This is a genomic window from Mangrovibacter plantisponsor (assembly GCF_003182475.1).
GTDB lineage: Bacteria > Pseudomonadota > Gammaproteobacteria > Enterobacterales > Enterobacteriaceae > Mangrovibacter > Mangrovibacter plantisponsor.
On the sequence record NZ_QGTS01000047.1, the window covers coordinates 1 to 1,782 of the forward strand.

Annotated in this window: 3 protein-coding genes; all 3 read right to left on the reverse strand. The window is 58.1% G+C overall.

What is annotated here, in order from left to right:
- The coding region (locus DES37_RS25395; protein ID WP_110028299.1) for a phage tail sheath subtilisin-like domain-containing protein at positions 1-1,259 on the reverse strand (1,259 nt) is incomplete at its 3' end.
- Positions 1,256-1,444, reverse strand: coding sequence for a DUF2635 domain-containing protein (locus tag DES37_RS25400; protein ID WP_110028300.1), 189 nt, complete (start codon positions 1,442-1,444; stop codon positions 1,256-1,258). The genes DES37_RS25395 and DES37_RS25400, both read right to left, overlap by 4 nt.
- A gap of 3 nt (positions 1,445-1,447) precedes the next feature.
- Positions 1,448-1,782 (reverse strand): phage tail terminator protein (locus DES37_RS25405; protein WP_425451745.1); only part of this gene is annotated, 335 nt, incomplete at its 5' end.

Below are 1,782 nucleotides of genomic sequence, written 5' to 3' on the forward strand. Positions count from 1 at the left end.
CCGGCACCAAACCGGGTACCGTCATCAGCCAGTTTGTGACGCGGGTACTTGCTGGTGATGATACTTTTCAGCTGGCGTAACACGTAAGCGCTGGTGTGCAGGGTTTCACTGTCCAGATAGCTGTTATCCGCCACCCCGTACTTGTTGGTCTGGTACGTGGTGATATCGCGCTCAATACACAGCTCTCCGCCTGACGTACACGCTGTGGCAATACCGTGTTTCAGCAGCGACTGGCGCTCTGTCATGATAAAACGTGAACCGGCTTTTGCCGGGAGTGCGCCGGTCAGCACACCGGTCTGCGTGGGGCGGGCCGGATCATTACGGATAAACACCGCATTACGGGCCGTGCGCAGCGCCACCAGTTCATCCACCGCCGTCTGGGTTTCCGGCTCATACCCGGCCACCGAAACATGCTGTTTGTTCTGGGTGTCACCAAATGCCACCAGGTCAGACAGGGTGCCTGCTTTAGCGGTATAAACATGCCCATATAACTGCCGGGCGTAACTCCAGCGACCGGAATCGTCGTTCATTTCCAGTGCCAGGGTTTCAACCGAGGCGGAATCACTGAATGGCAGGCCGATAAAATCAAACGCTTCATCGCCCATCGCCGCCACTGCGGCATCGAGTTCCGGTGCGCCGGTCCCCCCTGACATCGCCACAATGGCGACCGTCACACCGTCGGGTAAGTCTTCCCCACCCACGGTACCGTGGTAATTCATCACCACAGGAATCTCATTGCCACACAGACCGGCATGCCGGGCTGTCAGGGTTATCACCCCTGCCGCCGCCGCAGCTGTCACGGGTAAATCCAGGTCAGCATTGATGGCATCCGCCAGAGCAGAAGCCATCTCACTCACCGTATCACCGGTGGCAACGGCTGACTGCACCCGTTCGGTACCGATATACAGACTCAGTGTGCCAGAGGCCTGGGCTGCACCGGTCAGGGTGAGGGTCCCGGTGGCGGCGTCCCCTTCCGGCGCATCCACCGCAATCACCCATAATTCACCATAGGGATCGACATTACGGTATTTACTCACCATCCGTGCCAGCTGGCTTCCGCGCCCGGCCTGTTTCCCGGCCAGCCCGGCAGACGGCATGATCACCAGCTCGTTGCGCGTGATGCTGCTGCCTGTGTTCGCCATGGCGATAATCAGTGATGCCCCGCTGTCGGTTTCCGTGTTGGCCTGGCTGTTATCCATTTCGGCATAAAACAGCGGCACACGGAGATCCGATGGCACCGAATTAAAACTGACGGTCATGCTTCACCACCTTGTTTGTCGGTTGCTGTGGCTACTTTTGTCACCGCCACAACCTCTTCCACATCTCCGGCCGCCAGGCGCCGGATCCAGTAACTGCTTTTTTCGACGTTTCGCCCGGTTTCAGGCAAAAGGTCGCCACGGGCCGGGTCGGGAACCGACCGCCCGTTTACAGGTTTCAGTTTCATGAATTACTCGCTGAGGTTAATTTGGGTGTGATGCTCGGTGTTACCGTCCGGCCCGTCACCCGGGTCGATGTAGTCAATATTGATGTCCATCCCGGTGAAGGTATCCAGTGCGTCCAGCTCTTCCTGCTGGCGGGTCATGTCTTCGGTGATTTCCCGGTCGCAGGTAAAATCAAACTGGTAATAAAGCCTGCCCCGGTCCATATCCAGCAACTGCCCACCGGCATAAATAACAATGTCACTGCCTTCATCCGGGCGCATACCCAGCAGGGCTTTCCACAGGGCAAGCTTGACCTCTTCAACTGCATCATAAGAAGCCGCCTGGCCGCGCTGGTCACGGG

What these genes read in the sequence shown, in the direction of transcription:
- DES37_RS25400 (WP_110028300.1), bottom strand. Translation starts at nt 1,444, where the DNA reads ATGAAACTGAAACCTGTAAACGGGCGGTCGGTTCCCGACCCGGCCCGT.